This is a genomic window from Rodentibacter trehalosifermentans (assembly GCF_002000545.1).
Taxonomy (GTDB): domain Bacteria; phylum Pseudomonadota; class Gammaproteobacteria; order Enterobacterales; family Pasteurellaceae; genus Rodentibacter; species Rodentibacter trehalosifermentans.
On the sequence record NZ_MLHL01000040.1, the window covers coordinates 21,968 to 48,779 of the forward strand.

At 41.2% G+C, this 26,812-nt stretch carries 24 protein-coding genes and 4 tRNA genes; 13 read left to right on the forward strand and 15 right to left on the reverse strand.

The features are described 5' to 3' along the window. Positions 1 to 44: 44 nt before the first annotated feature. Positions 45 to 935, reverse strand: a complete 891-nt coding sequence (locus tag BKK52_RS07545) for an NAD(+) kinase (protein WP_077473553.1) — start codon at positions 933 to 935, stop codon at positions 45 to 47. Positions 936 to 1,052: 117 nt separating this feature from the next. Between BKK52_RS07545 and grpE the strand changes: the two genes are divergently transcribed. The 3 genes from grpE to tesB all read left to right on the forward strand — a co-directional run bounded on the left by grpE (position 1,053) and on the right by tesB (position 4,964). Then, positions 1,053 to 1,637: a nucleotide exchange factor GrpE gene (gene grpE / locus BKK52_RS07550; protein WP_077473554.1), complete on the forward strand. Its 585-nt coding sequence runs from the start codon at positions 1,053 to 1,055 to the stop codon at positions 1,635 to 1,637. 274 nt (positions 1,638 to 1,911) lie between these two features. Then, entirely contained in the window at positions 1,912 to 4,035 is a 2,124-nt protein-coding gene (gene nrdD / locus BKK52_RS07555; protein ID WP_077421465.1) for an anaerobic ribonucleoside-triphosphate reductase, read from the forward strand. 68 nt (positions 4,036 to 4,103) lie between these two features. Then, entirely contained in the window at positions 4,104 to 4,964 is an 861-nt protein-coding gene (gene tesB / locus BKK52_RS07560) for an acyl-CoA thioesterase II (protein WP_077421466.1), read from the forward strand. 242 nt (positions 4,965 to 5,206) lie between these two features. Here tesB and ispH read toward each other — a convergent pair whose 3' ends face one another. The 7 genes from ispH to murJ form a co-directional block, all read right to left on the reverse strand. Next, positions 5,207 to 6,151: a 4-hydroxy-3-methylbut-2-enyl diphosphate reductase gene (gene ispH / locus BKK52_RS07565; protein WP_077478424.1), complete on the reverse strand. Its 945-nt coding sequence runs from the start codon at positions 6,149 to 6,151 to the stop codon at positions 5,207 to 5,209. 14 nt (positions 6,152 to 6,165) lie between these two features. Then, the gene (gene lspA, locus BKK52_RS07570; RefSeq protein WP_077478425.1) at positions 6,166 to 6,666 is read right to left on the reverse strand and encodes a signal peptidase II; all 501 of its coding nucleotides are present in this window, start codon (positions 6,664 to 6,666) and stop codon (positions 6,166 to 6,168) included. A 65-nt stretch (positions 6,667 to 6,731) separates the two neighbouring features. Next, a complete protein-coding gene (ileS, locus tag BKK52_RS07575) occupies positions 6,732 to 9,557 on the reverse strand; it encodes an isoleucine--tRNA ligase (RefSeq protein WP_077478426.1) in 2,826 nt (941 codons plus the stop codon). 26 nt (positions 9,558 to 9,583) lie between these two features. Further along, positions 9,584 to 9,832, reverse strand: coding sequence for a DUF2442 domain-containing protein (locus BKK52_RS07580; protein ID WP_077421705.1), 249 nt, complete (start codon positions 9,830 to 9,832; stop codon positions 9,584 to 9,586). Then, positions 9,816 to 10,058, reverse strand: a complete 243-nt coding sequence (locus BKK52_RS07585) for a DUF4160 domain-containing protein (protein WP_077421704.1) — start codon at positions 10,056 to 10,058, stop codon at positions 9,816 to 9,818. The genes BKK52_RS07580 and BKK52_RS07585 overlap by 17 nt, the downstream gene beginning before the upstream one ends. Continuing rightward, entirely contained in the window at positions 10,049 to 10,987 is a 939-nt protein-coding gene (gene ribF, locus BKK52_RS07590) for a bifunctional riboflavin kinase/FAD synthetase (protein WP_077478427.1), read from the reverse strand. The genes BKK52_RS07585 and ribF overlap by 10 nt, the downstream gene beginning before the upstream one ends. Before the next feature lie 46 nt (positions 10,988 to 11,033). Then, positions 11,034 to 12,608: a murein biosynthesis integral membrane protein MurJ gene (gene murJ, locus BKK52_RS07595; RefSeq protein ID WP_077478428.1), complete on the reverse strand. Its 1,575-nt coding sequence runs from the start codon at positions 12,606 to 12,608 to the stop codon at positions 11,034 to 11,036. Positions 12,609 to 12,873: 265 nt separating this feature from the next. On the opposite strand from murJ, the gene rpsT reads away from it, so the two are divergent. Beyond that, positions 12,874 to 13,137: a 30S ribosomal protein S20 gene (rpsT, locus tag BKK52_RS07605; RefSeq protein WP_005548279.1), complete on the forward strand. Its 264-nt coding sequence runs from the start codon at positions 12,874 to 12,876 to the stop codon at positions 13,135 to 13,137. A 174-nt stretch (positions 13,138 to 13,311) separates the two neighbouring features. On the opposite strand, the gene BKK52_RS07610 is transcribed toward rpsT, so the two are convergent. The 5 genes from BKK52_RS07610 to BKK52_RS13860 form a co-directional block, all read right to left on the reverse strand. Beyond that, positions 13,312 to 13,387: transfer RNA gene (locus BKK52_RS07610), tRNA-Val, on the reverse strand. A 43-nt stretch (positions 13,388 to 13,430) separates the two neighbouring features. Next, positions 13,431 to 13,506 (reverse strand) — tRNA-Val (locus BKK52_RS07615). A 51-nt stretch (positions 13,507 to 13,557) separates the two neighbouring features. Next, a tRNA-Val gene (locus BKK52_RS07620) sits at positions 13,558 to 13,633 on the reverse strand. Between the two features lie 159 nt (positions 13,634 to 13,792). Then, positions 13,793 to 14,815, reverse strand: coding sequence for an LTA synthase family protein (locus BKK52_RS13855; protein ID WP_077421701.1), 1,023 nt, complete (start codon positions 14,813 to 14,815; stop codon positions 13,793 to 13,795). After that, positions 14,763 to 15,284 carry a hypothetical protein gene (locus tag BKK52_RS13860; RefSeq protein WP_244160225.1) on the reverse strand — a complete coding sequence of 174 codons (522 nt, stop codon included), beginning with the start codon at positions 15,282 to 15,284 and terminating at the stop codon, positions 14,763 to 14,765. The genes BKK52_RS13855 and BKK52_RS13860 overlap by 53 nt, the downstream gene beginning before the upstream one ends. Positions 15,285 to 16,026: 742 nt before the next feature. Here BKK52_RS13860 and gltX point away from each other — a divergent pair. The 3 genes from gltX to BKK52_RS07640 all read left to right on the forward strand — a co-directional run bounded on the left by gltX (position 16,027) and on the right by BKK52_RS07640 (position 19,035). Next, a complete protein-coding gene (gene gltX, locus BKK52_RS07630) occupies positions 16,027 to 17,469 on the forward strand; it encodes a glutamate--tRNA ligase (protein WP_077478429.1) in 1,443 nt (480 codons plus the stop codon). A gap of 78 nt (positions 17,470 to 17,547) precedes the next feature. Next, positions 17,548 to 17,623: transfer RNA gene (locus tag BKK52_RS07635), tRNA-Ala, on the forward strand. A 176-nt stretch (positions 17,624 to 17,799) separates the two neighbouring features. Further along, positions 17,800 to 19,035 carry a tyrosine-type recombinase/integrase gene (locus BKK52_RS07640; protein WP_077478430.1) on the forward strand — a complete coding sequence of 412 codons (1,236 nt, stop codon included), beginning with the start codon at positions 17,800 to 17,802 and terminating at the stop codon, positions 19,033 to 19,035. Between the two features lie 440 nt (positions 19,036 to 19,475). Here BKK52_RS07640 and BKK52_RS07645 read toward each other — a convergent pair whose 3' ends face one another. Then, positions 19,476 to 19,868, reverse strand: a complete 393-nt coding sequence (locus BKK52_RS07645) for a Mor transcription activator family protein (RefSeq protein ID WP_244160226.1) — start codon at positions 19,866 to 19,868, stop codon at positions 19,476 to 19,478. A gap of 591 nt (positions 19,869 to 20,459) precedes the next feature. On the opposite strand from BKK52_RS07645, the gene BKK52_RS07650 reads away from it, so the two are divergent. From BKK52_RS07650 to BKK52_RS07675, 6 genes are all read left to right on the forward strand, one after another. Continuing rightward, positions 20,460 to 20,657 carry a helix-turn-helix domain-containing protein gene (locus tag BKK52_RS07650; RefSeq protein ID WP_077478431.1) on the forward strand — a complete coding sequence of 66 codons (198 nt, stop codon included), beginning with the start codon at positions 20,460 to 20,462 and terminating at the stop codon, positions 20,655 to 20,657. Between the two features lie 11 nt (positions 20,658 to 20,668). Further along, positions 20,669 to 20,998, forward strand: coding sequence for a hypothetical protein (locus BKK52_RS07655; RefSeq protein ID WP_077478432.1), 330 nt, complete (start codon positions 20,669 to 20,671; stop codon positions 20,996 to 20,998). Next, positions 20,995 to 21,720 (forward strand): antA/AntB antirepressor family protein, encoded by a 726-nt coding sequence (locus tag BKK52_RS07660; RefSeq protein WP_077478433.1) that lies wholly within the window; start codon positions 20,995 to 20,997, stop codon positions 21,718 to 21,720. Before BKK52_RS07655 ends, BKK52_RS07660 begins: the two co-directional genes overlap by 4 nt. Positions 21,721 to 21,781: 61 nt before the next feature. Further along, positions 21,782 to 22,756, forward strand: a complete 975-nt coding sequence (locus BKK52_RS07665; protein ID WP_143531395.1) for a host cell division inhibitor Icd-like protein — start codon at positions 21,782 to 21,784, stop codon at positions 22,754 to 22,756. After that, on the forward strand, positions 22,749 to 23,072 hold the full coding sequence (locus BKK52_RS07670; protein ID WP_077478434.1) for a hypothetical protein: 324 nt from the start codon (positions 22,749 to 22,751) through the stop codon (positions 23,070 to 23,072). Before BKK52_RS07665 ends, BKK52_RS07670 begins: the two co-directional genes overlap by 8 nt. Next, entirely contained in the window at positions 23,065 to 25,221 is a 2,157-nt protein-coding gene (locus tag BKK52_RS07675; protein ID WP_077478435.1) for a DUF927 domain-containing protein, read from the forward strand. Before BKK52_RS07670 ends, BKK52_RS07675 begins: the two co-directional genes overlap by 8 nt. Before the next feature lie 1,077 nt (positions 25,222 to 26,298). Here the strand turns inward: BKK52_RS07675 and BKK52_RS07685 are convergent. Beyond that, a complete protein-coding gene (locus BKK52_RS07685) occupies positions 26,299 to 26,769 on the reverse strand; it encodes an enoyl-CoA hydratase (RefSeq protein WP_077478437.1) in 471 nt (156 codons plus the stop codon). Positions 26,770 to 26,812: the final 43 nt, after the last annotated feature.

The window sequence follows — 26,812 nt, forward strand, 5'->3', positions numbered from 1 at the left end:
TAATACTGATTTAATATACAGTAAAGGTTTTTTTACGATGTGACTTAGAAATTTTTTAACCAGCCTAATTTTGTACTTAATACATTGTAATAATTATAATTTTTTAGGTGGAGCAGACGTAATTTGTGTTCACTTTTCGCAATATGAACAATATCATCCGGTGAAAAGCCCAAGGCAATCTGGCTATCACATCCCACTTCTAACTGTGAGGTGTTATGTTCTGCAAAACGGATAGAAATTTTACTGTCGCCATCAATCACCAGTGGGCGTGATGAGAGGGTGTGAGGGAACATTGGCACCAGTGCAATAGCATTGAGATTCGACGTTAAAATCGGCCCACCGGCTGACAGTGAATAAGCCGTCGAACCTGTCGGGGTGGAGACAATTAATCCGTCAGAACGCTGGGAAAAAGCCAGTTTATCATTAATATAGACATGAAAATCAATCATATGGGCAATTTTTGCAGGGTGGATCACCGCCTCATTAATTGCATTTCCTTTAGCAATAATTTCACCATTTCGCTCAATTTGCGCTTCTAAAAGGAAACGTTCTTCGACAAAAAATTCGCCCCGCTCCAAGCAGGCTTCTAATTGAGCATAGGCATTTTTAGGGTCGATATCGGTTAAAAATCCCAAATTTCCCCGGTTAATTCCAATAAGCGGAATATTATATTTTGCCAAAATACGGGCACGGCCAAGCATATTGCCGTCTCCCCCAATAACAATCACAAGCTGTGCCGCTTGCCCGATTTGTTCTAACGTTGCCAAGGCTTGTTCAGGGAGCGACAGTTTTTCTGCCACCTCTTTTTCCACCAACACCTGATAGCCACGCTCAGTTAGCCAGTGGTAAACATTTTTGTGCATTTGCAGGTTCACATCATTACGCGGTTTTCCTGCTAAGCCGATAATTTTAAAAGAATTGTGTAAATCGTTCATTTGTACTCAATTTAGGCGAATATTGACCGCACTTGAATTCAAAATTTTCGTCATTATATTACATGGCACTTTAATTTTGCTAAAATACTACCAATTTTTGAATGAATGGAGAACAAAATGTCTGAACAAGCACAAAAGCCGAATGTAGATGAAGAAAAAGTTGAAGAAATTCAACAGGAAGCGGTTGAAGCAGTTGAAACCGAAGATCCTTTAGAAGAGGCGATTGCCCGTGTTCAAGAATTAGAAGAACAACTCAAGGCTCAGGTTGAAGAAACCGCGAAAAAAGAACAGGATTTGTTACTTCGTACCCGTGCCGAAATTGATAATATCCGCCGCCGTACCGAACAAGATGTGGAAAAAGCCCATAAATTCGCTTTAGAAAAATTCTCAAAAGACCTGTTAAATACCATTGATAATTTAGAACGTGCGCTGGCTAGTCCTGCCAATACGGAAGATGAAAGTATAAAAGCGTTATTTGATGGGGTAGAACTGACGTTAAAAGAGCTGATTTCTACTGTGGGTCGCTATGGTGTGGAAGCAGTCGGTGCAGTGGGTGAAATATTCAACCCAGATTTACATCAAGCCATTTCAATGCAACCGGCTGAAGGCTTTGAAGCCAATCAAATCACCACCGTTTTACAAAAAGGTTATACGTTAAATGGTCGTGTTATTCGCCCGGCAATGGTGATGGTCGCATCATAATGCTTAAAATATCATATAAAAGTGCGGTCGATTTTTCGGCCGTTTTTTGTTTCACCCCTTATCAATAAAATCTTGATCAAGATCACGAAAATAATATTTATTTGAGATTAATTCTCATACATAAGATTTTTATTCTCCCCTTTGAAGTCAAGGCTCTACTCCATTTTCCATCTATAAAATTGAACAAAAACACTACATATTGTGTGTTGATTATATCTTTTTATCTATATATAGTATGCGGAAATTTTAGAAATACTATATTTTGGAGCATACAATGAACGGCTTTAGTGTCATTAAACGTGATGGTTCACGCGTGGATTTTGAAATTCAACGTATTATCCAAGCTATCAAAAAAGCGGCAAGTGCGGTGAATATTCACGATGAATTTTATTGCCATCAAATTGGCCATGATATCAGCAATGCGATTTTTACCCACCACCAACAAGAAATCGACATTAATCAAATCCAAAAAATTGTCGAAGACAAATTAATGGCAAGTCGCTATCCTCAAATTGCACGAGCCTACATTGAATATCGCCATGATCGTGATTTAGCCCGTGAAAAACGCAGTAAACTGACAAAAGAGATTGAGGGGTTAATTGAACAAAGCAATGTGGAATTGTTAAATGAAAATGCCAATAAAGATGCGAAAGTCATCCCAACCCAACGGGATTTACTCGCCGGCATTGTGGCAAAACATTATGCCAAACACCACATCCTGCCACGTGATGTGGTTGAAGCCCATGAAAAAGGGGAAATTCATTATCACGATTTAGACTATGCGCCTTTTTTCCCTATGTTCAACTGTATGTTAGTGGATTTAAAAGGCATGCTCTCTCAAGGGTTTAAAATGGGCAATGCGGAAATTGAACCGCCAAAATCCATTGGTACGGCAACCGCTGTAACCGCACAGATCATCGCCCAAGTTGCCAGCCATATTTACGGCGGTACGACGATTAATCGTATCGATGAGGTGCTGGCACCTTATGTACAACTCAGTTATGAAAAACATTTAAAAAATGCACAAGAATGGCAAATTCCGAATGGAGAAGGTTATGCAAAAGCGTTGATTGAAAAAGAATGCTTTGATGCCTTTCAATCCCTCGAATATGAAGTGAACACCTTGCATACCTCAAACGGGCAAACGCCTTTTGTCACCTTTGGGTTTGGTTTAGGGACAAGTTGGCAAGCCCGTTTAATCCAACAAGCGATTTTGAAAAACCGTATCCGTGGTTTGGGCAAAAACCATAAAACGCCAGTTTTCCCTAAACTCGTCTTCACTATTAAAAAAGGATTGAATCAAGCCAAGGGCGATCCGAATTATGATATTAAACAGTTAGCCCTTGAATGCGCCGCTAAACGAATGTATCCGGATATTTTGAATTACGATCAAGTAGTGAAAGTCACCGGCTCTTTCAAAGCACCGATGGGTTGCCGCAGTTTCTTGGGGGCGTATGAGGAACAAGGCGAGGAAATTCACGATGGGCGTAACAATTTAGGCGTAGTCAGCCTCAATTTACCGCGTATCGCCTTAGAATCCAAAAACGAGGCAGAATTCTACCGCACTTTAGATGCACGTCTCGCTATTGCCAAAAAAGCCTTAATGACAAGAATTGCCCGCCTTGAAAACACCAAGGCCCGTGTTGCGCCAATTCTTTATATGGAAGGCGCCTGTGGGGTACGTTTAAATGCCGACGATAATGTGGCACAAATTTTCAAAAATGGGCGGGCTTCTATTTCACTCGGCTATATTGGTATTCACGAAACCGTCAATGCCCTTTATAAAAAAGGTCATATTTTTGACGATGAACAACTGCGTGAAAAAGGCATTGAGATTGTTCGTCACTTAAACAATGCCGTGAAACAATGGCAACAAGAAACCGGCTATGCATTCAGCCTTTATTCCACCCCAAGTGAAAACTTATGCGACCGCTTCTGCCGTTTAGATACCAAACAGTTTGGCATGATTGAAGGGGTGACCGACAAAGGCTACTACACCAACAGCTATCACCTAGATGTAGAAAAGAAAGTCAATCCTTACGATAAATTGGATTTTGAAATGCCCTATCCGCCTTTAGCCAGTGGTGGGTTTATTTGCTACGGCGAATATCCGAATATCCAACACAATTTAAAAGCGTTGGAAGATGTATGGGATTACAGCTATGACCGTGTGCCTTATTACGGCACCAATACACCGATTGATGAATGTTACGACTGTGGCTTTACCGGCGAATTTCACTGCACAAGCAAAGGCTTTGTCTGCCCGAAATGCGGCAATCACGACAGTAGTAAAGTCTCTGTTACCCGACGTGTGTGTGGCTACCTAGGCAGCCCCGATGCCCGACCATTTAACGCTGGGAAACAAGAAGAAGTGAAACGCCGGGTGAAACATCTTTAATTGAAAAAATTATTCTTATGCTAAAATGGCTCACTTTCAATGCGCCATTTTTTGTAAAGGACGTCATTATGCAAAGCAGTCTTGAACATTTACTCAACCTCTTAAAATTCGAAAAAATTGATGATTTACTCTTTCGTGGGGAAAGTCAGGATTTGGGGCTTCGTCAGGTTTTTGGTGGGCAAGTGGTGGCGCAGGCCCTTTCAGCTGCAATGCAAGTGGCCCCTCAAGATCGCCTTTTACATTCCTGTCACGCTTATTTTCTTGCCCCGGGAGACAGCCAATATCCAATTATTTACGATGTGGAAACCTTGCGTGAAGGCAGAAATTTCTCCGCATTGCGTGTGAAAGCAATTCAGCATAACGAGCCGATTTGCCATATCACCGTCTCCTTCCAAACCGATGAAACGGGCTTTGATCACCAAAGTGGGATGCCCGATGTTGGGCTGCCTGAGAATTTCATTGATGAAAATGCCATGATACAAAAAATGGCACTTCATTTGCCTTCGCCTTTAAAAGAAAAATTTGTGGTAGAGCGCCCTTTTGAGATACGAACAAAATATCTTAATAATCCCTTTAGTGGCATAAGGTTACCCGCTGAACAATATGCCTGGTTTAAAACACAGGGAAAGGCGCCGCTTGATTTGGGTATTCAGCAATGTTTACTTGCCTATTTTTCTGATTTTCACTGTATTTTGACCGCACTTCACCCCCATGAAAAAGGCTTTTTGCAGCAAGGAATGAAAGTCGCCACCATTGACCATAGCATTTGGTTTCACCGCCCATTTGATTTGAATCAATGGCATCTCCATGCTATCGAAAGTAATAATGCTTTTGCCGGACGTGGGCTGGCACGGGGACAAATTTTTTCACAAGAGGGAAAACTGATTGCCACCACGCAGCAAGAAGGGTTAATTCGTTATCAAAAATAACCGCAGTTGAGTTAATAATAAGCAATATAAGGTTACTGAAGTCTTATAGGAAACCGTTCCCAATATAAAATAAATGCTTATTAATTGAAATTTTACCCTCAAAAACAAAGAAATTTTACCGCCGTTAATAGTTTAGATATTATTTTGCCGGATAGAATTGGTCTTATTTATATCCGCCATTATTGCTATCCGACACTTTCTGCAAACGGCTTTTTACACATAATTTAGAATACCGTTTTTCTTTAATTAACTTCCTTAATCCGCAATTCTTTCGGTACTTCAAAGAACATATTTTCTTCAAGCCCTTGTAGCTCTTCCAATTCCGTTGCCCCTAATTCTTTTAAACGGGCAATAATGGATTGGACTAACTCTTCCGGTGCAGAGGCCCCTGCGGTAATGCCAATAGTTTTGACTTGATCAAACCAGTGGGGTTGAATATCCGCCGGGTCATCAAGGAGTTGTGAGAGCACCCCCATACGGGAGGCCAATTCCGCTAAACGGTTAGAATTAGAAGAGTTTTTTGACCCCACCACTAAAACCAGATCCGACAATTTTGCCAATTCACGCACGGCTTCTTGACGGTTTGTGGTGGCATAGCAAATATCATTTTTGTGTGGGCCTTGGATTGAGGGATATTTTTCTTTTAATGCTGAAATGGTTTCCGCGGTGTCGTCCAAAGAAAGGGTGGTTTGTGTCATAAAGGTTAGTTCATCACTTTCTTTTACCGGCAAACGGGCAATGTCTTCCACACTTTCAATGAGATAAATCCCGCCCTCTTCATTGCTATATTGACCCATTGTGCCTTCCACTTCCGGGTGGCCCTTATGCCCGATAAGAATGGCTTTTGTCCCTTTACGACTTGCTCTTGCCACTTGCATATGCACTTTGGTCACCAACGGACAGGTGGCATCGAACACTTTTAATTGACGATCTTTGGCTTCCTGACGTACCGCTTGAGAGACACCGTGTGCAGAGAAAATCACAATAGCACCGTCCGGCACTTCGCTCAATTCTTCTACAAAAATCGCACCACGTTCACGCAAGCCATTGACGACAAAACGATTATGCACCACTTCATGACGCACATAAATCGGCGCACCGTGAATTTCGAGGGCAAGTTCTACAATGCTGATGGCACGGTCAACACCGGCACAAAATCCCCGTGGATTGGCTAAAATTATCTTCATTTTTGACCGCTCTTTTATGCTTGTTTATCTTGAATTTTTTTCTTTTCGGTTTTAAAGGCATCGATCATTAGTAAACCCGCCCCAATACAAATTGCCACATCGGCGATATTAAATACAGGGTAATGATAAATATCCCAGTAAAAATCTAAAAAATCCACCACAAAACCGTGATAGGTGCGATCCACCATATTGGCTAATGCGCCACCAATGATGAGGGCATAGGCACTATTTTGGAGCTTTTGATCAGCGGTATTTTTCTTTAAAAAATACATCAACATCAAAGAAATACCGATAGCTAATACAATAAAAAAGTATTTTTGCCAGCCATCGTGATCCGCTAAAAAGCTGAATGCCGCACCGTAATTACGCACATAAGTGAGATTAAATATCGGCAAAATATTCACGCTCTCGTAGAGGGCAAATTTTTGAACCACAAGATATTTGGTGAATAGATCAAGGGCGAAAGCCAGCACGCTGAGCCAAAGAAAGGAAAGTCCGGATTTTGTTTTAGCCATAAAAATTCCTAAATAAATGAAAAGTGCGGTCAAAATCAACCGCACTTTGAAGATGACAAATCACATTATGCGAAATGGCGAATTTCACCACTTCCTACTACATTTTCCACACAACGTGGGCATAATGCCGGATGTTGAGGGTTGATGCCGATTTTGTCGGAATAATGCCAGCAACGTGGACATTTTTCACCGCTTGAACGCACCACGCTTACCGCAATGCCCTCAAGTTCTCCTTCTGCGACCTCAGCCGGTTTTTCCGCAAGTGGTTTGACTATGGCTTTTGAGGTGATTAACACAAAACGCAATTCATCCCCGAGTTGATCGAGTAAGGCACGGTATTCGTCATTGGCATAAAGGGTCACTTCCGCTTCTAATCCGCCACCAATGACTTTCTCATTACGGGCGATTTCTAGCACTCGGTTCACTTCAGAACGCACAGTGATGAGTTTTTGCCAATAGGTATCGTCTAATTTTTCGTTTTCACCTAATCCGAATAAGCCGGTGTAAAATTCTTCAGTGAAGACAAATTCCGCACGCTCATTTTCGGTTTTTGGTAAATATTGCCAAATTTCATCCGCGGTGAAAGATAAAATCGGTGCCATCCAACGCACTAAGGCTTCAGAAATGTGCCACAAGGCAGTTTGACAGCTACGACGGGCAAGACTATCTGCTTTGGTGGTGTATTGACGATCTTTGATAATATCTAAATAAAATGAGCCCATTTCCACCGAACAGAAACGCATTAAGCGTTGTACCACCGTATGAAATTGATAGTTATCATAGGCTTCAATAATTTCTTTTTGTGCTTCTAAGGCACAAGCTACAGCCCAACGATCTAAGCTAATCATCTCTTCCGGTTTGACTAAATCACGTTTTGGGTCAAATCCGTTAAGATTCGCTAACAAGAAGCGGGCGGTGTTGCGGATGCGGCGATAACTGTCGGCAGCACGTTTTAAAATTTCATCGGATACGGTTATTTCACCGGTGTAATCCGTTGATGCGACCCATAAGCGTAAAATATCGCCACCGAATTTATCCATCACTTCTTGTGGGGTGACTATATTACCGATGGATTTTGACATTTTTCGTCCTTGACCGTCCACCGTAAACCCATGAGTGAGCACTTGTTTATAAGGCGCTTTATTATCCGTTGCAGTGGAAAGCATTAAAGAGGACATAAACCAACCACGGTGTTGGTCTGAACCTTCCAAATACATATCCGCACTGTGTCCTGCAAATTCCGGGCGATTAGCCACTACAGAAGAATAGGTCGAGCCGGAATCAAACCACACATCTAAGGTATCCGGCACTTTGCGATAATGCTCTGCATCGGCACCGAGTAATTCTTTTTCGTCTAAATCCCACCAAGCTTGAATACCGGCTTTTTCCACACGTTTTGCCACTTCCTCAAGTAATTCCAAGGTACGAGGGTGTAATTCTTCCGTTTCTTTATGGACGAACATCGTCATCGGCACGCCCCAAGTACGTTGACGGGAAATACACCAATCAGGTCTATTTTCCACCATTTTTTCAATGCGTGCTTGTCCCCAACTTGGAATCCAACGCACCGATTTAATTTCACCTAAGGCTTGCGGGCGTAGTCCTTTCACTTCCATACCGATAAACCATTGTGGTGTCGCACGGAAAATAATCGGGGTTTTATGACGCCAACAATGCGGATAGCTGTGGGTGATTTTTTCTACTTTTAATAAGTTACCGGTTTCTTGCAATTTTTCTACGACAAGGGGATTTGCCTCAAAGACACCTTTGCCGGCAAAAAATGGTGTAGTGGAAATAAATTTACCATCATTTGCCACAAGACAAGCCATCGGCAAATTATATTTTTGACCGACAATAAAGTCATCTAAACCGTGATCCGGTGCCGTATGAACCAAACCCGTACCGCCATCGGTGGTGACATGATCGCCTAAAATCACCGGTACGCAGTAATCATTAAAAGGGTGACGGAATTGAACTAATTCAAGGGCCTGACCTTTCACCGAACCTAAAATTTCGACCTTCTCAATGCCGGCTGCTTTTGCTACAGATTCCACAAGATCTGCTGCCAAAATGACACGCTCATCGCCTAATTGCACCAGTTGATATTCCAACTCAGCGTTTACTGCAATGGCACGGTTAGAAGGCAGGGTCCAAGGAGTTGTTGTCCAGATCACGGCAGAAAGTGGACCATTTCCTTTACCTTTGGCATTAAATTTGGCTTCAATTTCGTCCGCACTTTCTGCCGGAAAACGCACATAAATAGAAGGTGACACTTTGTCTTCATATTCCACTTCGGCTTCCGCTAAGGAAGAGGCACAGTCCAAACACCAATGTACCGGTTTTGAACCCTTATAAAGATGACCGTTTTCAATCACTTTGCCTAGGGTTCGGATAATATTGGCTTCTGTATCAAAATTCATAGTGAGATACGGATTATCCCAATCACCTAACACCCCTAAACGGATAAAATCTTTCTTTTGTCCTTCCACTTGTTCTGCCGCATATTCACGACATTTTTGGCGAAATTCTGCAGCTGAAATTTTTTCGTTCGGTTTGCCCACTAAGCCTTCTACTTTCAGCTCAATCGGTAAACCGTGACAGTCCCAGCCCGGAATATAAGGTGAGTCAAAACCCAATGCGGTTTTGGATTTAATAATTATATCTTTTAAGATTTTATTTACCGCATGACCGATATGAATACTCCCGTTTGCATAAGGAGGGCCATCGTGCAAAATAAAGGATTTTTTGCCTTTTGAGGCTTCACGAATTTTTTGGTAAAGATTTTTCTCATACCAGTTTTTTAACATTACAGGCTCGCGTTTGGCTAAATCACCACGCATTGGAAAACCGGTTTCCGGTAAGTTAAGGGTGTTTTTGTAATCGACTGTCATTTTATCTTCCAATTTTTAGAGTAAATTTAAGCAACTTTTAAAGGGTGATGTGTGACATCACCACGTCCGGCAAGCAATCCATCCACCGAAATATCTTCATCTAAACAATCCCAATGGATTCCTCGACGGCTTAATTCATAACTTTCTAACTCACTTTTACTTGCATGTAATAATTTGGGGAACCATGCTAAAGGTACACCTAAAATACGCGCATCATCCAATTCAACCCACATTGTGTTTTCATCAAAGCGAATTGTTTTAGCTGAAATAGCCATACCATGCCTCCGTAAATTGTGTTTTATTGTTTTCGATAATAATAAAAATTTCTCTCAATTCTTTTGCGTTGAATCCATCGTTTCTTCCTAGAGAAATTTCCGGCTCCAACCAAAACTTCGCCTCTGATTCTGCATGACGAACGTGAATATGTGGCGGTTCTAAAGGGTTGCCTTCGTTTGAATAAAAGAAAAAAACATAGCCTTTAAAACGTAAAATTACCGGCATGGTTTTCTCCTAAAAAACGCTTTTGCCGTTTCAGCATCTCGTTTAATTTGTGCTTTTAAATCATCAAACGAAGGGAATTTCATTTCTTCTCTGATCTTATGGCAAAATTCCACTTCAACCAGTTCGCCATAAATGGTTTTGGCAAAATCAAATAAATGTACTTCCAACAATTGCATAACGCCGTTAATGGTTGGGCGTTTTCCCATGTTGGCAACGCCGTTAAAAATTTGGCCTGATTTTAACCGCACTTTGACCGCATAGACCCCTTTAATGGGGTTAACTTGGCGATGTAAACGGATATTGGCGGTAGGAAATCCCAATGTTCGGCCTAATTTATTGCCATGAATTACCCGCCCGAAAATACGATAAGGTTTACCTAACCAACTTTCTGCCAGGGCTAACTCATCTTTTGCTAAGGCTTCCCGAATGGTAGTACTGCTAATGCGTTGTTCATCCAAACAAAAGCTGTGGTTGTCTTCCACAGTGAAACCAAAACGCTCACCCGATTGTTTGAGCATAGCAAAATTGCCTTGGCGGTTAGCACCAAATTGAAAATCATCGCCAATGCTTAAAAATTTAACGTGGAGCTGATTGACTAAGGTTTGTTCAATAAATTGTTGTGCCGATTGCGCTGCTAAAGTGCGGTCAAATTTCGCCACAATGACGATATCCACCTTGGCTTGTTGTAAGTAATAAAGCTTATCACGCAAACGCATTAAACGGGCCGGCGCATTTGCCCCCATAAAATATTCTCGGGGTTGGGGTTCGAATAACAATACCGCCACGGGTAAATGTAATTCGTCGGCTTTTTGGCGAAGGTGGCGCAACACAGCTTGATGTCCTAAATGTACACCGTCAAAGTTACCGATTGTGAGCGCACAACCTTGTAAAACCCGACTTGCATGATGTAGCCCACGAATTAATTGCATCACCTTACCCACGAAAATTTTAGAATTTCGGCATTATAGCGGTTAGTTAGTTTTTTGTCAGCAAATGGTGGGGGCGAATCCCTAACAAAACCAACATACCGCCATAAACGATCGCCGCAAATGTGATTAACCAAGCCAGCCAATGAACCCGTTTTATAAAACTCATTATAGCCCATTCATTAATCGCAGGTGTGTAATGCCACACCGCAGCCCCCATTACACAGGCAGCCAATAAAACTTTTACAAAAAAGACCGCACTTTGGCGTGAAAAACGGTACACATCGGATTTTGCCAAGCCACGATAAAGCAGATAGGCATTCAAGGTTGCGGACATGGCAGAAGCCATGGCCAATCCCACATAGCTAAAGGGTATAGCGAGCACATTAAAGCCCATATTGCTTACCATCGCGATAATGCCGATTTTGACAGGGGTTTTGGTATCTTGCCGTGCGTAATAGCCGTTTGCGAGAATTTTAATCAGCATAAAACTTAACAGGCCGGCATTAAAAGCCCATAAGGAATAGGCGGCAGCGTGCACATCGCTAAAGGTAAAATTTCCCCGCATAAAAAGGGTGAGTAGCATGGGCTGTGCCAGTACGGCAATGCCTATCGCCGCCGGTACGCCAAGTAGTAAAATCATCCGTACTCCCCAATCCATGGTGTGGCGAAAATTGAGCGCACTTTGTTCAACATCCTCTTCTCGATTGACGTGATGGCGGGCAAGCGTGGGTAAAATCACCGTGGAAATGGCGATGCCAAATAACCCTAGAGGGAACTCTAACAGACGGTCGGAATAATAAAGCCAACTAATAGAGCCGGTCATTAAAAAACTGGCAATAACGGTATCCAGCAATAAATTGATCTGGCTAACCGATACACCAAAGAGTGCCGGAATCATCAGTTTACGAATTTTTGCCACCCCTTCATCGTGCCATGCCCATTGGGGTTTCACCAAAAGTCCGGCTTTTTTCATAAAAGGAATTTGGAATAAAAATTGTAATAAACCGCCAAGAAAAATCCCAATAGCAAGGGCGAGATCCGGGTTGTCCATTTGGGGGGCTAAGAAAAGTGCGGTGGCAATCATCGCAATATTCAACAATACCGGTGAAAAAGACATCACACCAAATTTGCCCAGCGTATTCAACACCGCACCGGAAAGGGCAACAAAGGTGACAAACCATAAATAGGGGAAGGTAATTTTTAACAGCAAAGAGGCTTGTTCAAATTTATGGGCATCAGGGCCATTGTTTAGCCAGTCGGTAAACCAGCCTACCCCAAATAATGCGGCAACAACCGGTGATCCCACCATTGCTAACAAGGTGACGATACTCACTAATCCACCTAATGTGCCGGAGACTTTGCCAATAAATTCACGGGTTTTATTTAAATCACCATTTTTACGGTATTCTGCCAATACGGGAACAAAAGCTTGGGAAAACGCCCCTTCGGCAAATAAACGACGGAGAAAATTAGGAATACGGTTGGCAAATAAAAAGATATCTGCGGCGGCGCCTGCGCCAATCAGATGGGCGATAACGACATCACGCACCAAACCTAACACGCGCGATAGTAAGGTCATACCACTGACAATAACACCTGATTTTAAAAGTCGTTTACTCAAAATGTGCTTCTCTTGGCTAAAATTTTTGCTTAATTGTATAGAAATTTTGTTTTTACGCTATATTCCAAGTAAAAAAACTGATAAAATTCGCCGCACATCGTTTGTGTGAGCCCCTATTGAAAGCGGTTGTAAAATAACGATGCTTACTTTCGGTTGTGTCTCACCGAAATCAACACAAATTTTCCATTGACAAACGTATAAAATATCGTCATATTGACGCCCTTTATTTTGTCACACTAATTAACAGAAATTTAGGAGTTTGACCTTGGCTAATATCAAGTCAGCAAAAAAACGTGCGGTACAATCTGAAAAACGCCGCCAACACAACGCAAGCCAACGCTCTATGATGCGTACTTATATCAAAAAAGTTTATGCTCAAGTAGCAGCAGGTGAGAAAGCAGCAGCTGAAGCCGCATTCGTTGAAATGCAAAAAGTGGTTGACCGTATGGCTTCAAAAGGCTTAATCCACGCTAACAAAGCAGCAAATCACAAATCGAAATTAGCTGCACAAATCAAAAAATTAGCGTAATAAAACAGCTTAAAAAAAACCGCACTTTTATGTGCGGTTTTTTATTGTCATAAGTAAAGAAGAGCACCGCAATAAACGGCTAAGCAAAGCACAATTGATTCTTTAAAGTTTTTTAGAAATTTGCCAGATTAGATCCTAAAGAAGAAAATATTTTTATAGAACTGAAAGATAAAGTGGTGGGCGATACCGGTCTCGAACCAGTGACCCCCTCCTTGTAAGGGAGGTGCTCTCCCAACTGAGCTAATCGCCCGATGAAAAGCCTTAAGGCTATCGGATAATTCTAAGTGACTAAGTGGTGGGCGATACCGGTCTCGAACCAGTGACCCCCTCCTTGTAAGGGAGGTGCTCTCCCAACTGAGCTAATCGCCCACTTAGAATCGCTTAGAATTTTGGGGTGACAACAGAGTACCTAAAAATAAGTGGTGGGCGATACCGGTCTCGAACCAGTGACCCCCTCCTTGTAAGGGAGGTGCTCTCCCAACTGAGCTAATCGCCCTCTGTTGTGGGAGGGCATTATAGAGATTTTCGAATTTTCGTCAAACTTTTTTTTCAAAACTTGATTTAACTGATGTTTTTTTAATCTTGATACTTAATTTTTCAATAAGATTATGGGTATTTAACAACCAAATTAAAAATTGCTTAAACGAAAGTAAAATCAAGTATTTTTTCCGGATTGAACAAGATAATTAATCTGCCAATGTAATAATTTTTGATAATCTTTAATTTTTTGCTTTTCTTCGGCTGTAGCATATACGATATTTTCCATTGATACATATCGTTCATCTTTCCACAAATACTTGATATCATTTTCTCCTGCCAAATCAATCACACCCGAATTATCCGCCCATGCCCAAGGTGTAACCGCAAAAGCATATTGCGGTTCATCTTGTAAAGCCAACATATTTCTTCCACCGACAGTCCAATATTCCGCTTCGGATAAACTCGCAGAAAAAAGTGTCGGCATAATATCTTTATGAGATCCGATTCGATTTTCCTCAAAACAAATTGGCAGATGTTTTTTTAAGCTTTCAGGTAAATAGATTAGAAAAGGAACAGAATTTGATGAAAAGATTTCTTTTGGCATATCTTCCCTTAGTGAACGGACATGATGATCGCCTGTTGCAGCAAGAATAATACGATCTTGTAAAGATCCCTTAGTGAGATTATCAAAAAATTCACCTAGAGCATTACAGGTATATTGATATGTAGCCAAAGTATTGTAGCGTTCTTTATCATTATTACCGTATTTTTCCTTTAATAGTGAAGGCGTCAAATTTTTAGGTATATAGGTTTGAGGAATTTGGTAAGGCGGATAATTTGTCATTGATAATATACTAATAAAAAGCGGGGAATCACTTTCAATTAATAATTTCTCTGCTAACTTAAAGGCATATTCATCCGCAATCCCCCAATAGGATAGGGTTTCCTTCGCTTCGGGAAACGCATCAATAATACTATTTTGATCATAGACCTCATCAACGCCCTGTCTAAGAAAATAATTTCCAAAATTTCGCCACATCATATTACCGGATGTAATAAAAATAGTCCGGTACCCCTGTTTTTTATAGGTTAAATAAGTGCTGAAAGGTAATGATATTTTTTGCGCGATAGATTGTGATATATTTTCATATCGGACTATTAAAGAATAAGTTAGATACCGTTGATGCAGTGCCGACATATTCCGCAAGAAACCGCTTAAATACAAATCCTTGATGAAAATAAGGGCGTAACTTACCTAAGAGATCATTATTATTAATGTTGTCATATTCTAGAAAATTAAAGCCAAAACTTTCCATTAATGCAAATACAACATGAGGTTTATTATTTTCTAAATAATCATTTTTATCTGTCTTTTTTATTAGCATTTCTGAATTAAAAACAGATTTTATTAGTTTAACACCATCCTCTTTTTCTACATACTCGAAGCTAATTTGTTGTTTCTTATCGGAAAAAGCCCATTGCATAGCAATTATTCCATTCGGCACCATTTTATTAATAATTGTATTATCACTAACCTGTGCATGATTTCTTCCCAAAGGTTCTGAACGCAAAGTACCACGGGAAAATAAAAATAGTAGCAATGAAATAATAATTAAAGTTATATAATTGACAGAAGGATTCCATTCAAAAATATAGCCATTATTCAAAATTAACACCTAGAAATAATAACAAATAAAGAAATAATAGGGTAATCATCATAACTATTTTTAACAATCGCTTCTGTATCATCCTCTACCAATCCAAAAATGAAAAGATCATAATGGTTATTATAGGTTTTATAATAGAAATTTCCAATTAAAATACCGGATAATAATAAAGACATTAAAGCAATGTATGATAACAAACTATATAACAATAAATGAGTGTTGATAAAAACCGTTATTAAGCCTAATAGAAAAAAGGTGAGAGAATAACAGCAATAATTTTTAGATCAAAACGTAATCCCCCAAAAAAAATAGAGGCGTTTAAATGAGGAAGCGTATTTACTATTTCCACTAATTTCCATTGGAATAAAATTATTCACCATCAAATATAGAATAATAAAAAAGATAGAAGAAAAAAATTAACAATAAGGTTAATAGATATTAATTGAATATAATTATGAATCATAGATTCGCTTAAAATATTTAAATTAATTGGATAACTAATGAGAAATCTTGAGTAGATAGCACAATGACCTTTTCTAAAACCTTAATTAAAATGTACAATCTTTATCCACTCTAGATTAGAGGTAAATTATAGAATGGTGAAACCTTTCGTCAAACAAATTTTATCGTTTTATGCTTATTCGTTAAATTTTTCATCTTAATTTTCAGTTTTTACTATTATTCGGCTTGAAGCATCGCTAAAATAGCAAAGTTTTATCTCAAATTTGTAGGTGACAGTAAAATGAAAATTGAAACGCTTTTTCCTTTTGATCCAAATATCAAAGTGCGTACAAGATTTGCGCCGAGTCCAACGGGCTATTTGCATGTGGGAGGGGCTCGCACAGCGCTCTATTCTTGGTTATTTGCCAAACACAATCAGGGCGAATTTGTGCTACGCATTGAAGATACGGATTTGGAACGTTCAACACCGGAAGCAACGGCTGCGATTTTAGAGGGAATGGAATGGCTTAATTTGGCTTGGGAACATGGCCCTTATTATCAAACCAAACGTTTTGATCGTTATAACCAAGTGATTGATGAAATGCTTGAGCAGGGTTTGGCTTATCGTTGTTACTGCACGAAAGAACGCTTGGAAGAATTACGCCATAAACAAGAACAAAATAAAGAAAAACCACGTTATGATCGACATTGTTTAAATGATCATAGCCATTCACCCAATGAACCTCATGTAGTGCGTTTTAAAAACCCAACGGAAGGCTCGGTAGTCTTTGATGATGCGGTGCGTGGCCGTATCGAAATCAGCAATAGTGAATTAGATGATTTAATTATTCGCAGAACAGATGGCTCGCCAACCTATAACTTCTGTGTGGTGGTAGATGACTGGGATATGGGTATTACCCATGTTGTTCGTGGGGAAGACCATATTAATAATACCCCCCGTCAAATTAATATCTTAAAAGCGCTTGGCGCACCAATTCCGGTGTATGCCCACGTTTCTATGATCAATGGCGATGATGGGCAAAAACTCTCCAAACGCCACGGCGCAGTGAGTGTTATGCAATACCGTGACGAAGGGTATTTACCGGAAGCCTTAGTCAATTATCTCGTGCGTTTAGGTTGGGGACACGGCGACCAAGAGATTTTCAGCCGTGAAGAAATGATCAAGTACTTTGAATTGGATCACGTCAGCAAATCTGCCAGTGCATTTAATACCGATAAACTTTTATGGTTAAACCATCATTATATCCGTGAATTACCGCCGGAATATGTGGCAAAACACTTGCAATGGCATTATCAAGATCAGGGGATTGATACCTCAAACGGCCCCGCATTAAGTGAAATTGTGACAATGCTTGCTGAACGTTGTAAAACCTTAAAAGAAATGGCAACCTCAAGCCGCTATTTTTTTGAGGAATTTGAAACCTTTGATGAAGCGGCAGTAAAAAAACATTTTAAAGGCAATGCGTTGGAAGCACTTGAAAAAGTAAAAGAAAAATTAACCGCACTTTCCAATTGGGATCTCCACTCAACCCACGAAGCCATTGAGCAAACAGCAGCGGAACTTCAAGTAGGTATGGGAAAAGTCGGTATGCCGTTACGTGTAGCGGTGACAGGCTCAGGACAATCTCCGTCAATGGATGTGACGTTAGTAGGAATTGGACGTGAACGGGTACTTGCCCGTATTCAGCGTGCGATTGATTTTATTAAGTCTCAAAATGCTTAATATTTAATCGTCTGATTTTTTCATGATAATTTCATATTGACAGCTGCGGCGGTAAAATTTAAGATACCGCCATCTTTCGGGGATATAGCTCAGTTGGGAGAGCGCTTGAATGGCATTCAAGAGGTCGTCGGTTCGATCCCGATTATCTCCACCAAATTAATAAAGCAAGGTAAATCACCTTGCTTTTTTTATGCTTAAAATTCAGCAATTTAGCGCACTTAATCGCGCTATTTAACGCATAATAGCGCATAATGACCGAGAATTTTAGTAACAAATAAGGGAACAAGATGATAGACTAACGCAAAATCTTGTTACCAAAAGGGCGATTTTATGGCAATCATTACTAAGCCTTTGACAAATACCGAAGTAGAAAAAGCCAAGCCAAGGGAGAAAGAATACAACCTAATGGACGGGCAAGGGCTTATGTTACGCGTTAAGCCCACTACCGCCAAAACATGGCTTTTTAACTATTACCACCCCACAACTAAGAAGCGCAAAAATATCACTATCGGAAGTTATCCCGAAATATCCATAGCACAAGCGCGACAATGGCGGGAAGAATACCGCGCCTTAATTGCTCAAGGAATAGATCCGCAAACCCACAAAGAGAAAGTAAAACGGGAACAAGAACTTGCCGAGGCTAACACCTTTCAGGCGGTGGCGGAAAAGTGGCGGGATAAAAAACGCGGGGAAATAACCGAAAAGACACTAGCCAAATATTGGGGAAGTCTGAATTTACATATTTTTCCTTTTATTGGGCGTTATCCGGTGGCGGATATTGTCCCCACGCTTGCGCTTTCTCCTTTGCAACGCGTAGAACAGCGCAATAATATTGATATGGCAAACCGTTTGGCGGGCTATATTAATGAAATTCTAAATTTTGCCGTGAATGGCGGGCTTATTCCTTTCAACCCTTGCGCGAAGATAGGGCAAGCACTGAAGAAGCCGAAAAAGCGGAATAATCCGCATATTGAAATTGATGAATTACCGCAATTTATGAAAGATTTGGCAAATGCTAACATAGAAACGCAAACGCGCTGGCTTGTTCAATTTCAACTTTTAACAATGACCCGGGCAAGCGAAGCAAGCGGGGCTAAATGGGCGGAAATTGATTTTAAAAATAAGATTTGGATTATACCGGCGGAAAGAATGAAAGCGCGGGAACCGCACGCCGTCCCGCTTTCAATCCAAGCCGTTGTTTTATTAAAACGCTTGCACGCCATTAATGGGCGTTTTGATTATGTGTTTTTGAAGCGCGGGGATAATAGCGCACCAATGAACCCTTCAAGCGTGAATATGGCGATAAAACGCTTTGGCTACGGTGGGCGACAAACCGCGCACGGATTCCGAGGGCTTGCGCGTACGTGGTTAGCCGAAAATGGCGTTAATTTTGAAATTGGTGAAGCGTGCTTATCCCATAGGATAGGTAGCGCAGTGGCTAAAGCCTACAATCACGCCTCCTACTTAGCGCAAAGAAAAGTGATTATGCAACAATGGGCGGATTTTGTAGAACAATGCAGTGCGGGCAGTTTACCGCAAAACCATTTAAAAATAGTAAACAGTTAGCCGGGCAATGGGGCGAAAAAGGGCAGTCAATTTTGACCGCCCTTTTTTGTATCTTGTGAAAATTTTTCCTATATAACAAAAAACTAATAGGACACTAAGGACAACAAGGACACTTTTTTAAGATAAAGAATAAAAATATAATTATTTCAATAAGTTATTAAATATTACTTAAACACTGAATCATAAAAGTGTCCTATTTTTTTATCAAAATGTCCTATTTTTTGGGGTAAATGTCCTATTTTTTTCCTATTTACCGCCCATTTCTTACCAAATAAAGAACAAAAAACAACCCCAAAACACCATTTTCCCCCGTCATGAAAATGATAAGCAGGCAATGATGAACAGACAACAAAAAAGGGCTTGCGCCCTTTCTTGATTTATCTTGCGCTACTGTAAAAATGAGTAGTACCCCTAAACCGTCTTTCAAATATCGCCATTTTTTAGCGTAAATCCCGCATAATTTGCCAAATTGTTCTATCGGATAACTGATATTTTGGGGAAAGTAGCCGCACTGTTTTTCTTCCGCTTAGTCCTTCTTCTTGCGTGTAATAGTCAAACTCCGCTTTAATTTGATAATTGCGCAAAACTTTTAAGGCAATATGGCAAAGGGGAATATAAATATCCTCACCGCTAAAATGGCGTTGCAATTTTTCCGCTAATTCCGCCCCTAGCGCATTTTCTAATTCAGGAAAATAAACTTTACCATTTGAAAAACGAAAGCAAACCCCACCAAAATTTTTTAGAAATAATTCTAGATTTTCCATACCGATAATCTCTGCTATTTCTTGCATAATTTCCGGTAAATAACACCGCACATCTTCCAGTTTTAACACCTTTACTTTTCCCCTTTTTTGCCGAATTTTTGCCAGTCTAACGGGAAGTTGGGGCAAGGTTAAGGGTGGGCAAAGGCTAGGAATAATCATCATTTTGAAGCGATTTCACACAAGCGGGGGCGTGTTGCTATGTTTAACTGGTTAAGCTTTAATCAATCGAAAGGTTTTTTATAGTCCCTTTTCTTTCAACTAAAATACTGTAAATCACTGTAAATTTGATTTAGTAAAATCAAAAAAATGAGAAATACCGCTTAAAGATATAAAAATTCATTTTTTATGCAAAAAATTCTTCTTTTTTGCCTTTATTTTCCCCGACGTTCGCCGAAATTTAAACAAAACAGGCGTTTTTAAAATTTTTAAACGAAACTTAAAAACATTTACGCATTTTTCTTTAAATTGAATATTTAATTTTAAAAACGCATAAATATTCATAAGGGACTATTATTTTTTGCGTGCGAGTTGAAAAATATTTTGCATAAAAATAGTGGTTTATTTTGCATAAAATCAATCACTTAAATAAAAATTGGTGCATTGCGTTATATTGCGCCTTGTTGTAGCGTATTAAATAACAATTCACACCAAGGAGGCGAAATGAGCGACTTAGTTACATCAGAATTTGACGGAATAGAAAAACATTACACCGTGCGGGAAATTAAAAATATTTTGGGCATTTCCCGCAGTAAATTAGACCGAATGGCAAAGGCGGGGAAATTGACAAAAATCAAAATGGGGCGCACAACGCTTTACCCTGAAAGTAGCCTTAAAGCCTGTTTAAAAATGGCGAGATAGCGGGGGAATTTATGCAATACGAAAGTTACCGGAAAGAATTTCTACAAGAATTTATCAGAAATGGGGGATTTGCAACGCGGGCTTTTCGTGCGGTGGTGGATTGCGCCGATACATTACCGGCAAACACCCTACGAGCGCGAGCAAGTGATTTACTGAATAACCCTATCACGCAAAAGAACCTTAAAGCCATATTAAAACGCCGCATAGAAAGCGATAAGCGTGTAACTATGCGCCTTTTGGCAAGTGCGGGGCTGGTGGAGTTTGCCGTTAAAGCGTGGGGAATTGCCGACACGTTCGCCTTGTATGAGCGAAAACAGCGCGAAAATTGGGGGGAAGAATGAAAAACGAAATTTTAAACCTACTCCAACCTGGACAAGCGGAAGAGGGAGAACACTATATCAACGCCCGCGAAGTGCATAGACTTTTACAAGTAGGGCGTGACTATTCAAACTGGATTAAGGCACGAATTAAACAAGCGGGATTTATTGAACATCAAGATTTTGAGATTGTAAAAAATTTGAGCTCACCCAAATTGGCGAGCGCAAATAATGAACAATCTTCACCAATGGCACGGCCTCAAAAGCTCATTGATTACATCATCACCCTAGACACCGCTAAGCATCTTTGCTTAATGGAGAAAAACGAAATAGGACGGGCAATTCGCCAGCATTTCATCGAGGCAGAAAAACAGCTTAAACGGATTGCGCCAAAGATTTATAAGAACACTCTGGCACAAACCCGCGCACGGTTGGAAAGTATCGACCGTAACCGCGAAATGACGGACGCCATCAAAGCGCAATTAGCCCGCGCCGGCAAAACGCCCAAGCCGTTTTATTACAGCCGTGAAAATGAAATGCTTGATAGCCTAATTTTGGGCGTGAATGTGCGGCAATGGAAGAGCGCGCGGGGATTTATGGGCAATGTGCGCCAGTCGTTTAATGTGGCGCAACTTAACACCTTAAAAACCTTGCAAGCAACCAACACCGCGCTAATTAATCTTGATTTAAGTTATCACGAAAGAAAAGGGCATTTATCCGCACTAGCCAAACGCACACGTGCTTAAAACGCTATATTTTGAAAACAAAAAGGCCCCAAAAATGGGGCATTTTTATAGAGTTGATTTTATGAAAAAGTTACAAACCAAACACTCAAACAAACGCGCGCATTATAGCGCATTTTTACGCCTTGCGCCGTCTTTTTGTACGCTTGTGCGAAATAGTTTACAAAATAATTTGCAAACTGCGGTCAATTTTGGCATTATTCCCACGCAGTCGCAAAAAACGACCGCCGAGCCTGGAAACTCGAACGATAAATCAACGGCGCATAGCACGCCTCAAGCGTGTTTTTTTATGCGTAGTTTACACACACCTAAAGAACGCCGAGAAAGTCTTGAACTTCAAGAGTGTCTATCTATGGTAGCGTGTAATGGGAAAGGTTCCGCCCTTTGCTGTGTTCCGTTGATCGCAGTTTTCCAGCCCGTTACACGTTACCGCCCAAAGCCTGGAAACTTCCGAGCGGTAACTCTTAAATCTATCATCAACGGAGTTACGCAAATGTACCAATTCATTTTTGCGGCTATACGTCGCACCGATTTAACCAATCATATCCAAAAAATCCGCATTAATGCCGACAGCGAACAACAAGCCCGAGCCATATTAGCCCGAGAGTTCGTGTTAATCCTTGCCGGCAAAATCAATCTTAAAAATGACCGCACTTTTTCCCCTGAACAAAATCACAGCTTGCAAAGTTCGGTGATGATGGGTAGTATCTGCGGCACTACTACAAACGAGGGCAACCGCAACCCTTATCTATGCGGTATTTTTTTATCTCAAATTCCTTTCAAGGGCTTACTACGCCCTAAAAATATCGAATTTGCGGTAAGGGCGACACCCCGAAATAAGGCTTTATGCACGAATAAGGGGGGCTATTCGTTTGTAGCAGTTGAACCCTTATCGCACCCACTCAAGGGCGATAATTCTTTACTTACTAAACAAACGAGACAATTCAAAATGACAACCTTTCAAACCCTAAGCGGAAACACCGCCCAAACTGTATCTATTGCATTCACTTCCAACCGTACGGAGGTGGTTTATGCGTAATATTCTACATAAAGCCTTGAGCGAACATTTAACCCAATTCATCCACGACCGCGAGCAATTAAACACGCTTTACACAACATTCAAAGAGCAAGAAGAAAGCACGGCAGAAGCTATTTCAATGTATGCCAACTTAATTTATAACTATGGCATTCATGAAGATTGCCATTTATCAAAAATTAATGCACCAACCGTGATAGGCATAGGACTAACCCTAAACAGCCTCGCTAATGATTTAACGCTGGCGCAATATGGGAGGGATTTTACTTCTATCTCACTTGACCGCTTAAGCGTACCGCAAGGGGAAGAAAATGAGTAACTACCGAAAAAAAGCCCCAAACTTGAGGGATAACAAAGATCCTTACGTTGAGTTATTTATTCTTGCCGGTTCGCACGCCTGGCAATCGTGGGGAAAAGGGCAAGGAATAGAATGGCATTTGCTGGCGCAAGCCTTAAAAACGCCCACCAATGAAAAACCCGTTATTTTAGGCGAAAGCCAGTTAAAAGAACTGAACGGCTTGCGAATTGCGCACAAAGAACAAGCCTATATTCGTATTTTTCAATGTGGCGAACTTACCGAAGCGCAAATCACGGCAATTTGTCACAATATCGCCGAAAGTACACAGGCGGAAACTGTAAGACTATGTGACAGCCTGGGCAATTTGAAAGAGGATTTATCAAATTACATTCAACGCATACGCAAAGGGGAAACCAACGCGGAAATTATCGCTAAACACGCCATAGACGAGCAAAACCGCGACAACGCGAACAAAACTACGCCTTACATTGAAGAGCGCACAGAACAGGGCGAAAAGGGGCTATTTTACGTTATCCCAAAAATAGACAAACAAACGGGCGAGCGCACCGGAGAAACATTAAAATGGCTTTCCGACCCCGTGCAAGTGATAGGCGAAGGCGCAACGGAAACGGACAGCTATTTAATTTTACAATTTACCCCGCAACACAAAAGTGCGCCGGTTATTGAAGCGATTACAAGTGCAAATATGGGCGAGCGGGAGGGCTGGCGACAGTTACGCCAAAAAGGGCTTAAAGTCACCAGTGAAACAAAAGCACGCACCATTTTAGCCGACCACTTAATGCGGGGCGTGCGCCCGAATTGGACACTCACCAACCGCACAGGCTGGCAAGGCGGAGCATATTTATTACCCAATGGGGAAACCCTAGGCAAAACCGAAACCCCCGTTTTATTTGTGGGGCGTTCCGCTGGTGGACGGGGCTATCAACAAGCCGGCACGGTGGAAAGCTGGCGGGAAAATATCGCCGACAATATCAAGGGAAATTCATCAATGATGACCGCGGTCGCGGTGGCACTCTCCGCGCCATTAATTGGCATTCTTGAGGCGGATTCTTTTGGCGTGCACCTTTTTGGTGGTTCAAGCACCGGCAAAACCACCACCGCCAACATAGCCAGCAGTATCTACGGACACCCGGAACACACGCGTTTAACGTGGTATTCAACCGCCTACGGCATTTTAAACGAAGCACTAGCCCATAACGACGGCTTTTTAACGTTGGATGAAATAGGGCAAGGCTCAAGCATTAAAGAGGTAAACACCACCGCTTACGCGCTATTTAACGGCGTGGGCAAAATCCAAGGGGCAAGAGATGGTGGAAACCGTGACTTAATGCGCTGGCGCACGGTGGCTTTTTCCACCGGCGAAAAGGACGTAGAAACCTTTTTACAAGCGGGCGGGATAAATGTGAAAGCGGGGCAATTAATCCGCCTTTTGAATATCCCTATCAGAAAGGCGCATTTATTCCACCAACACGGCAACGCTAAAGCCCACGCAGACGGACTAAACGAAGCAACCCGCCTACACTATGGCGCGATTGGGCGGGAATGGATTGGCTATCTTAACGAACACCAAGAAAACGCCCGCAAAACCTACCGCACTTTAAAAGCGAAATGGGCGGAAAGAGTACCGCAAGAAGCGGATCCGCAAGTGTACCGCGTGGCGGATAGGTTCGCTATTATGGAAAGCGCGCTACAACTGGCACAACTTTTTACCGGCTGGCAAGAAAGGGAAAATAGCGAGGCGTTAATTTGCGCGTTCAATGATTGGCTTTCCGTGTATGGCGTGAAAAGTAAGGAAAGCGAACAAGTTATCGAACAATTCACCGGCTGGATTTTGAAATATTCAGAAAGCCGATTTATTGAAATACCCGATAACCCTTACCGCACAATTCAAGAGGTGGCGGGCTTTCGGATATTAGCCAATGAGAAAACAGACGAGCATTTTTATTTGTACCCGCACGCTTTCACCGAGGCAACCAACGGACACCCCAAAACACAGGCTTGCGAGATATTACTCAATGCGGGCATATTACAACGAGGAAAAGAAGCGCAGTACAAATATTTAAACCGTATTCCCAAAAAATACGACCCGAAAAGACAGCGCGCCTATTTCATCATTTTACCCGCCGAACAGGACGAAGAAGAGGAATAGAAAAATAGGAAAACGCCTAAATTTTAGGCGTTTTTTGTCTTTTTAAGCATTGTGTCCTTACTTTTTAGGACAAATGGCCTATTTTTTTCTGGCAAAATAGGACACTTTTCAAAATCTAACCTTTTGAAAATAAACAATAATTTTCGCCGTGTCCTTGTTGTCCTATGTGTCCTAGCCCTTTTTGCTTATATATACAAAAAAATTCAGAAAATCCGCCCGCACTTTCCGGCAAAAATTCCCGTTTTTTTCATTTGACCGACAAAAAACCGCCCCAAAAAGTGCGGTTAAAAATTGGGGCGTTTTGCTGGTGGATAGCCTAAATTTTCCGCTTGATAATTCCGCCGTTGTTTTTTCGCATTTTGGGAACAATAAAACCAAGGCAATAACCACTAATAAAAAACGGCTGGCAAATTTGCCGGCACAAAGCCCAAATTTTTACCCGCAATTATTCCACCACCGCAAACCACAACATCACCGCCCGAAACATTGCCATATTTTCCCAAATTAGCCCCAAAACAACGCCATAGACGAACGAAAACTAAAAAGCCGTAAAAAGATACGCCCACCACAAAAAACGTAAAAACACGCGTTTTTTTAATGCAAACTCAAAAGCACCGAAAAAATTACCGGTAAAACTACCACCACCAAAACACACCAAAAAAACAAAACCACCCAAACCCAATTTTTTAAGCAAATTTTAAAGGGGCTTTAAGGGCAATTTTACAGTACAAAAAACAACATTTTTTTAGATGACTTTTGAAAATGGTAACAGGAATGGGAACAAGATTTGGCTATTAAGAAATTGACTGTCAATAAAATCAAATAGTTAAAGCTCAAGTTCGATAGTGATTATCGCAAGCAATAAAAAAACAATATTTAAATCAAAGCCTTACATCTCTTGTTCAATTTTTGTGTAAAGTCTAAAACAGCCTATTACAGTCAGTTATCATTTATTACTGTCACAAAATTGACACAGCCATATAACCTACAGTCCAACACTCTCGTCAAACTACCAATTCACTCTTCCCCCTTAAATAATGAAAAAAGCACGGCAAAACTACCGCACTTTTCCTAATCTCACCGATCCACTTGATACATCACCGCCAACTGATTCGGGCTAAACCTCCATCCTTTATCGCTATTTTTAATGGCATTAAAACACCACTCACTACAAAAATATTTAGAGTGTTTTTGTTTGATTCCCAACACAATCCCAATCGCTCCCCACCAGTCATAAGCCTTGCCGCAAGTGCGGTGGAAATAGGCTTTAATTTGTTCTTCGGTGACGTTATCAAGGAGGATTAAATCCCATTTGGTACTATCGCCCACATCAATCTGCTTGCAACGCACACCGCCATCGCGGGGGCTTGAAGTGTAGCAATCATAAGTGGGGCGATAATCGTACTGCCCCCACTGTTCCAAACGTTCAATGGCGATTTCACAATGGGAATATTGCCCTTTAGTAAGAAAGCGGATAATCCCATCCTGTAGCTGTTTAAAGCGGTTTTGCGCACATCCTTTGTAAAAGGCAAGGTAGATTTTATTCATCGCCTGTCCCCGCCAAATATTGTAGATAGGTTTTACTCCAACC